The sequence below is a fragment of the Cupriavidus sp. MPR-AND1C genome (genome assembly GCF_058809705.1).
Window position 1 is genome coordinate 20,963 of the sequence record NZ_JBXASU010000092.1, and the last position, 7,484, is coordinate 28,446.

General features: G+C 66.7%; 7 protein-coding genes. 4 read left to right on the forward strand and 3 right to left on the reverse strand.

The window, feature by feature from the left end; genetic code table 11:
• Positions 1-85 precede the first annotated feature (85 nt).
• From AC1RWI_RS31615 to AC1RWI_RS31630, 4 genes are all read left to right on the forward strand, one after another.
• Positions 86-1,534, forward strand: a complete 1,449-nt coding sequence (locus AC1RWI_RS31615) for a malonyl-CoA decarboxylase domain-containing protein (RefSeq protein ID WP_492870295.1) — start codon at positions 86-88, stop codon at positions 1,532-1,534.
• Between the two features lie 114 nt (positions 1,535-1,648).
• Positions 1,649-2,635, forward strand: a complete 987-nt coding sequence (locus tag AC1RWI_RS31620; protein WP_492870296.1) for a Bug family tripartite tricarboxylate transporter substrate binding protein — start codon at positions 1,649-1,651, stop codon at positions 2,633-2,635.
• A gap of 61 nt (positions 2,636-2,696) precedes the next feature.
• Positions 2,697-3,479, forward strand: a complete 783-nt coding sequence (locus tag AC1RWI_RS31625; protein ID WP_492870297.1) for an enoyl-CoA hydratase/isomerase family protein — start codon at positions 2,697-2,699, stop codon at positions 3,477-3,479.
• Positions 3,480-3,577: 98 nt separating this feature from the next.
• On the forward strand, positions 3,578-5,131 hold the full coding sequence (locus tag AC1RWI_RS31630) for a malonate--CoA ligase (RefSeq protein ID WP_043352228.1): 1,554 nt from the start codon (positions 3,578-3,580) through the stop codon (positions 5,129-5,131).
• 129 nt (positions 5,132-5,260) lie between these two features.
• Here the strand turns inward: AC1RWI_RS31630 and AC1RWI_RS31635 are convergent, their stop codons facing one another.
• The 3 genes from AC1RWI_RS31635 to AC1RWI_RS31645 all read right to left on the reverse strand — a co-directional run bounded on the left by AC1RWI_RS31635 (position 5,261) and on the right by AC1RWI_RS31645 (position 7,474).
• Positions 5,261-5,962, reverse strand: a complete 702-nt coding sequence (locus tag AC1RWI_RS31635) for an SIMPL domain-containing protein (RefSeq protein ID WP_492870298.1) — start codon at positions 5,960-5,962, stop codon at positions 5,261-5,263.
• Positions 5,963-6,082: 120 nt separating this feature from the next.
• Positions 6,083-6,895, reverse strand: a complete 813-nt coding sequence (locus AC1RWI_RS31640; protein WP_043348867.1) for a sulfite exporter TauE/SafE family protein — start codon at positions 6,893-6,895, stop codon at positions 6,083-6,085.
• Positions 6,896-6,979: 84 nt separating this feature from the next.
• Positions 6,980-7,474: an EVE domain-containing protein gene (locus AC1RWI_RS31645; RefSeq protein ID WP_043348862.1), complete on the reverse strand. Its 495-nt coding sequence runs from the start codon at positions 7,472-7,474 to the stop codon at positions 6,980-6,982.
• Positions 7,475-7,484 lie beyond the last annotated feature (10 nt).

The following is a 7,484-nucleotide window of genomic DNA, read 5'->3' on the forward strand; positions in this document are numbered from 1 at the left end:
AGCCGTTACGGATAGCCGGTATGGATAGCCGGTATGGATAGCCCTTATGGACCGCACTTACAGACAGCCAAAAGCAGGTACGCCCATGGATTCCCTCAGCAATAGCGAACAGAAAGTCAGCGCGCCCCTGAGCGGCTTTGAGCCGTCGGCGCCAACCCTGTTGTCCCGCTTTGGCCGGTGGTGGGGCCGCAAGGGCGATGGCAACGCCAAGCCGGATGCGGTTGCCGATGCCAAGGCACGCGGCCAGGCCGTGGCGCTGCCGGCTCGCGTGCTGCGCCGGCAGCGCGAGCAGCTGCGCCAGTGCTTCGATGCGCGCCTGACCGACAGCGCGGCCAACGCCGCCGCGCAAACCTGGCGGGCCGAGTACGAAGCCGCGGGCGATGACGCACGCCAGGCCATGCTCGGCGTGCTGGCCGAAGTCGCCGCCAGCGGCAGCGCGCAAGCGGAGGACGAGGCCAAGGACGGCAATGCGGACAAATCTGCGTCCGGCCCGCCGCAGGCCACGTCCAACGCGCGCATCCGCTTCTTCAAGCGGCTGGCGGCCTTGCACGGGCAGGAGGGCGCAAGCGTGTGCGGCCTGCATTTCCTGATCGGCCTGCGTGCTGACATGCTGCGATGGCACAAGCGCGTGCCGGGCCTGCGCCCGCTTGACGACGATCTGGAGGCGCTGTTTTCCAACTGGTTCGACGTGGGCCTGCTGGAACTGCAGCCCATCACATGGGACTCGCCCGCATCGCTGCTGGAAAAGCTGATCCGCTACGAGGCGGTGCACGAGATCGCGTCCTGGGCGGACCTGCGCAACCGGCTCGATTCCGATCGCCGCTGCTATGCGTTCTTCCACCCGCGCATGCCGCGCGAGCCGCTGATCTTTGTCGAGGTGGCCTTCGTGCCCGAGATGGCCGCCAACGTCCATGCGCTGCTGGACGAAGCCGCGCCGCTGGAGGACCTGCGCCGCGTGAAGTGGGCGATCTTCTACTCCATCTCCAATACCCAGGCGGGCTTGCGCGGCGTGAGCTTTGGCAACTTCCTGCTCAAGCGCGTGATCGAGGAGTTGCAGCGTGAGTTTCCCAAGCTCAAGCAGTTCGCCACGCTCTCGCCCATTCCCGGGTTTGCCGACTGGCTGCGCAAGCGCGATGGCGACGCGGTGGCCATGGTGCTGGGTGACAAGCGCCTGGCGCGCTGGAGCGAGCGCCACGGCACGCCACCTGCCGACGGCGCCGGCTGGCTGGCCGCGCTGCCTGCCGATTCCGAGGATGCGATGGTGCGCGACATCGCGCTGGCGCTGGCCGCGCATTACCTGGTGCGCGAGCGCCAGCAGGCGCTGCCGGCCGATCCGGTGGCGCGCTTTCACCTGGGCAATGGCGCCTGCGTGGAGCGCCTGAACTGGGCCGCCGACCTGTCGCGCAAGGGCCGTGCGCAGTCGTGCGGGATGATGGTGAATTATCTTTACGTGCCCGAGGCGCTAGATGACAATCTGGTGCGCCTTGGCAACGGATCCCCGCGCATGAGCCGCGCGGTGAGCAAGCTGTTGTAACCCTGGTCAGGTAAAAGACAAGGCCGCGGGCCGCGGGCCGCGTTCGTGGGCCATGCCAGCAGTTCTTCGTTTGACTTTCCACAGCAGAAGAGAAAAGAGAGAGGAGACAGAGTCATGAATCGTCGTCAGTTTCAAGTGGCAGGGCTGGCTTGCGCGCTGGGCGCGGGTTTGGGCGCGGTAGCGCCCGTGGCGCAGGCCGACGCCTGGCCGTCCAAGCCGATCACCGTGATCGTGCCGTTCCCGGCCGGCGGCGGCACCGATGCCTTCGCCCGCCCGCTGACCGCGCAGCTTTCCAAGCAGCTCGGCAAGCAGTTCGTGATCGATAACCGCGGCGGCGCTGGCGGCACCGTGGGCGCGAGCATCGCGGCCAAGGGCGCGCCGGACGGCTATACCGTTTTCATCGGCGGTGCGCACCACGCTATCGCACCGTCGTTCTACAAGAAGCTCGACTACGACATCGAGAAGGATTTCATCCCCGTCACGGTGATCGCGCAGCCGCCGCAGGTGATCGTGGTGAACCCGGCCAAGGTCTCCGCCAACACGCTGGGCGAGCTGATCGCCTATGCCAAGAAGAACCCTGGCAAGCTGAACTACGCATCGGCCGGCAACGGCTCGTCCCACCATCTGGCGGGCGAGCTGTTCAAGCTGCAGACCAAGACCTTCATCACGCATATTCCCTACAAGGGGGCCGGCCCTGCGCTGTCCGACCTGATCGCGGGCCAGGTGGATATGGATTTCGACGGTCTCGGGTCTTCGGCCCAGCATATCCGCGCCGGCCGCATCAAGGCGCTGGCGGTGGCATCGACCAAGCGCTCGGCCGCGTTCCCGAACGTGCCCACCGCCGCCGAGGCCGGGGTGCCTAACTACGAAGTCTCCACCTGGTACGCGATGTGGGTGCCCAAGGGCACGCCCAAGGACATCGTCGACCGGCTTTACACCGAAGTGGAGAAGGCACTGAACACGCCCGAGATGAAGCAGATCTGGCTTGCCAACGGCTCCGATACGCCGGCTTTCACGCAAGAGCAGTTCGCGCAGTTCCAGCACGCCGAGATCAAGCGCTGGGCGACGGTGGTGCAGCAGTCCGGCGCCAAGATCGACTGATGGAGGATAGCCGCATGGTCTCCGATGTTTCCGATGTTTCCGGCGCGCGTGGAGCGCAGGCATGAGCGGCACGGTAGCGTTCGCGCGTGAGGGCAACGTGGCCACGGTCACGCTGTCCCACGCTGGCAAGCTCAATGCCATCTCCGTGGCGATGTGGCGCGCGCTGGCGCAGGGCTTTGCGGATCTTTCCGCCGATCCCTCGCTGCGCTGCGTGGTGGTGCGCGGCGCCGATGGCAACTTTGCCGCTGGCGCCGACATTGCCGAGTTCCCCGAGGAGCGGGGCGATGCCGCCGCGCTGCGCCGTTACCACGAGGCGGTGATTGCGCCTGCGCTGGCGGCCATCGCGGGCTGCCTGCATCCGACGCTTGCCATGATCGAAGGGGTTTGCGTGGGTGGCGGGCTGGAGATCGCCTGCCATTGCGACCTGCGCATCGCCGCCGACGACAGCCGCTTCGGCGTGCCGATCAACCGCCTCGGCTTTCCCATGGCGCCTGGTGAGCTGACCGGGCTGCTGGCCCTGGCGGGCCGCGCGGTGACGCTGGAGATCCTGCTGGAGGGCAGGGTGTTCGACGCCGCCGAGGCGCGTGAGAAAGGGCTGCTGACGCGCGTGGTGCCGGCAGCGGCACTCGACGACGAAGTTGCCGCGGCCGTCAAGCGCATCGTGGCCGGCGCGCCGCTGGCCGCCCGCATCAACAAGCAGAGCATCCGCCGCCTGGCGCCGGCGCCCGCGCCGCTCACCGCGGCGGAGCTCGACGCGCATTTCCGCTATGGCGACAGCGCCGACCATGCCGAAGGCGTGGCGGCATTCCTGGCGCGCCGGCCGCCGCGCTTCAGCGGTCAATAGCACGGGCAATCGCTTTCGGTATCATTGCCGACTATCGATCGGATTGCTCATGTGGATTGCCCATGCTATTGCCGATTCCGTTTTTCATCTTCCGCAATATGAACGCCAACCTGTTCGCCCTATTCGAATCCCGCTTCCCGGCGGACCGCAGTGCCTGCTGCATTGAAACCCACGACGGCCTCTACTACAGTTGGGACGACCTGGACCGCGCCACCGCCAAGATGGCCAACCTGCTGGCCGCGCTCAAGCTGCCCGAGGGCGCGCGCGTGGCGGTGCAGGTGGAAAAATCGCCGGAGGCGCTGTTCCTCTACCTCGCCACGCTGCGCGCGGGCTACATCTACCTGCCGCTCAATACCGCCTACCAGGAAGCCGAGATCGACTACTTTGTCGGCAACGCCGAGCCGGCGGTGGTGGTGTGCAGCAGCGCTAACTTCGGCTGGGTGTCCAAGGTGGCGTTCCGCCACGGCACCAAGCACGTCTTCACGCTGGACGATGACCGCTCTGGCTCGCTGTTGTCCCGCGCCGCTGCGCAACCGGACCGCTTCGCCACGGTGGCACGCGGCGCCGACGAACTCGCCGCCATTCTCTACACCTCGGGCACCACGGGCCGCAGCAAGGGCGCCATGCTCACGCACGGCAACCTGGCCTCCAACGCCAAGACGCTGCATGCGTACTGGGGCTGGCGCAGCGACGATGTGCTGCTGCACATGCTGCCGATCTTCCACGTGCATGGCCTGTTCGTCGCGTCGCACGGCGCGCTCTTGGCCGGTGCCAAGATGATCTGGGCGCCCAAGCTCGACATGGCGCAGATCCTGAAATTCCTGCCGCGTTGCACGGTGATGATGGGCGTGCCCACGTATTACGTGCGCATGGTGCAGGAGCCGCGCTTTGACGACGACACCTGCCGCCGCATGCGCCTGTTCGTGTCCGGCTCCGCGCCGCTGCTGATGGAAACCTTCGATGCCTTTCGCGAGCGCACGGGCCACACCATCCTGGAGCGCTACGGCATGAGCGAGACCGTGATGCTGGTCTCCAACCCGTACGACGCGCAAGATGGCGAGCGTATCGGCGGCACCGTCGGCAAGGCGCTGCCGGGAGTGTCGGTGCGCGTGGTGGATGGCGACGGCAAGCCTTGCGCGGCGGGCGAGATCGGCAATGTGGAAGTGCGCGGCCCGAACGTGTTCAAGGGCTACTGGCGCATGCCGGAGAAGACGCAGGAGGAGTTCACCGCCGATGGCTGGTTCAAGACCGGCGACGTGGGCCGCTTTGGCGGTGCCATTGTCAGCCAGGCTGGCGAGCGCAAGGTGCCAGACGATTACCTGACCATCGTTGGCCGCAGCAAGGACCTGATCATCTCCGGTGGCTACAACGTCTACCCCAAGGAGATCGAGAGCTTTATCGACGAGATGCCGGGCGTGGCGGAAAGCGCCGTGATCGGCGTGCCGCATGCCGACTTCGGCGAGGCGGTGGTGGCGGTGGTGGTTGGCAAGCCTGGTGCCTCGCTGGATGCGCTGAGCCTGATTGGCGGGCTCAAGGGCCGCATTGCCAATTTCAAGGTGCCCAAGCGCGTGCACGTGGTGGATGAGTTGCCGCGCAACACCATGGGCAAGGTGCAGAAGAACGTGCTGCGCCAGCAGTTCGGGGTGCTGTAAGCACTGCCGCTCCTTGATGGCCATGCATCAAGGGCAAGGATCAAAGACAAGGCCCCTGCCGCTTGCGCGGCAGGGGCCTTGTTCCGTGCCTTCTGCCTTGACCCTTGAGCCTGTGGCTTCGGACGGCGCTTACTTCAGCATCTGCACCGAGCCGTTCACCGTCACGGTGACCTGCGCCTTGCCGCCCTCGACCGGCACCGGCGCGGAATCAGCCATCATGGCCTTGGCTGCATACATGCGCGGCATCGGCTGCACCGCGCCAACCTCGCCCACCTGCACTTCACGGATGGTGTAGCTGCCGTAGCCGAACAGCTTGGTGGTGGCCTGGGCCTTGTCGCGGAACGAGGCCACGGCCTGCTCGGTCAGCCTGGTCTCGGCCGCCTGGCGGGCTTCGCGCGAGAGCGAGAAGCTGATGTTCTGCACCTGCATCTGGCTGGCGAGCTGCCCCGCGAGCTTGGACACGGCGGTGAAATCGCGCGATTCCAGAATCACCTCGGCGCGGCCGCGCCAGGTGCTGATGCGCCCGTTCTTGTCGTTGGACGGATAGATGGTGAAGCCGCCTGATTGCGCCTGCACGCCATTGGTACGCTTGGCCTGCGCGATCACGTCCGCCGTCTTGGCCGATAGCGCCGAGGAGATCGCGCCCGGTTCCGCGCCTTCCTGCTCGGCGGCGAGCGTCAGGTGCACCACGTCGGTCGGCACTTCGGTGGCGGCCTGGGCGGACAGCGACAGCACGCCGGCAGGGGCCGGCTCGTGGGTCGGGCCGCCGCCCTGGGCGGCGGCAACCATGGCGGTAGTACCGAGCAGCGTGGCGGCAAGCAGATGTTTCATTGGATTCTCCCTTGTCAGACGATGGGGATCAGACGCGCCGCCCAGGTGATCGTTCCGCTACGTCGCGTGCGACCTTGTATCTACTTGTATCCGCGGCATGCATCGCCCGCACCTGCGGCCTCAGAACGCGTGCCAGGCCTTCCACATCATGTAGGCCGACAGGCTGAACAGCAGGCAGGCGAAGACTTTCTTCAACTGTGCGACATCCATGCGGTGCGCGGTGCGCGCGCCCAGCGGCGCGGTCAGCACGCTGGCAACCGCGATCACCGCCAGCGCAGGCAGGTAGATGTAGCCGAGCGAGCCGGCCGGCAGCCCGGTCTGGCCCAGCCCGCTCCACACATAGCCGATCACGCTCGCCACCGCGATGGGAAACCCGAGTGCGGCCGAGGTGGCCACGGCGTTGTGGATTGGCACATTGCACCAGGTCATGAACGGCACCGAGACAAAGCCGCCGCCCGCGCCCACCAGGCTGGACAGGAAGCCGATCACGCCGCCCGCGCCCAGCATGCCCGGCGTGCCCGGCAGTTGCCGGTGCGCAGCGGGCTTGCGGTTGCGCAGCATCTGCCACGCCGAAAAGCCTACGAATACAGCGAACAGCAGCGACAGCCAACTGGTCTTGAGCGCCGCGAAGACCTTGCCGCCGCCGATCATGCCGCCAATCAGGATGCCGGGCGCCAGGGCCAGCACCAGCTTCCATCGCACCATGCCGCGCTTGTGGTGGGCGCGCACCGAGGACAGCGAGGTGAACAGGATAGTCGCCATGGAGGTGGCGATGGCCATATGGACGATGGCCTCATGGGGGAAGGCCAGGGCGGTGAACAGCAGCGTGAGGAAGGGCACCATCATCATGCCGCCGCCTACGCCCAGCAAGCCGGCGCAGAAGCCGGTAAAGGCGCCGAGCAGCAGCAGCCCGGGAATCAGGGAAAAGCTCATGACGCGGATTCGACCTTGTTGGCGTTGTAGTTATGTCGTCGGCAGCCATTGTGTCATGCCGCTGCTGTGACCGTCGATGCCTGCCTAGCGCATCAGCCGCGTGGTGATGAAGCGCCATTCGGCCGGCGTCACCGGCGTGATCGACAACCGGTTGCCGCGGCGTAGCACGACCATGTCGGCCAGTTCGTCATGTGCGCGCAGGTCGGCCAGCGAGATCAGCGGGCCCTTGCCGATAAAGCGCACGTCAACCAGCATCCAGCGCGGCGCATCCGGCTTGGCGGCGGCGTCGTAGTAATCGCTCTTCGGGTCGAACTGGGTGGGATCGGGGTAGGGCTGCGAGCTGACCTCGGCCAGGCCGGCAATGCCGGGCTGCGGACAGGAGGAGTGATAGAACAGCACGCCGTCGCCGATCTGCATGCCGTCGCGCATGAAGTTGCGGGCCTGGTAGTTGCGCACGCCGGTCCATGGCAAGGTGCCGCGTTGGGCCAGCGTATCGATGCTGGCCTCGTCGGGTTCCGACTTCATCAGCCAGTACTGGCGGGCGCGCGCGGCGGCATTGGCTTGCGTGGATCGGCTCATGGGCGGGCAG

What these genes read in the sequence shown, in the direction of transcription:
- AC1RWI_RS31640 (WP_043348867.1), bottom strand. Translation starts at nt 6,895, where the DNA reads ATGAGCTTTTCCCTGATTCCCGGGCTGCTGCTGCTCGGCGCCTTTACC.
- AC1RWI_RS31615 (WP_492870295.1), top strand. Translation starts at nt 86, where the DNA reads ATGGATTCCCTCAGCAATAGCGAACAGAAAGTCAGCGCGCCCCTGAGC.
- AC1RWI_RS31630 (WP_043352228.1), top strand. Translation starts at nt 3,578, where the DNA reads ATGAACGCCAACCTGTTCGCCCTATTCGAATCCCGCTTCCCGGCGGAC.
- AC1RWI_RS31620 (WP_492870296.1), top strand. Translation starts at nt 1,649, where the DNA reads ATGAATCGTCGTCAGTTTCAAGTGGCAGGGCTGGCTTGCGCGCTGGGC.
- AC1RWI_RS31635 (WP_492870298.1), bottom strand. Translation starts at nt 5,962, where the DNA reads ATGAAACATCTGCTTGCCGCCACGCTGCTCGGTACTACCGCCATGGTT.
- AC1RWI_RS31645 (WP_043348862.1), bottom strand. Translation starts at nt 7,474, where the DNA reads ATGAGCCGATCCACGCAAGCCAATGCCGCCGCGCGCGCCCGCCAGTAC.
- AC1RWI_RS31625 (WP_492870297.1), top strand. Translation starts at nt 2,697, where the DNA reads ATGAGCGGCACGGTAGCGTTCGCGCGTGAGGGCAACGTGGCCACGGTC.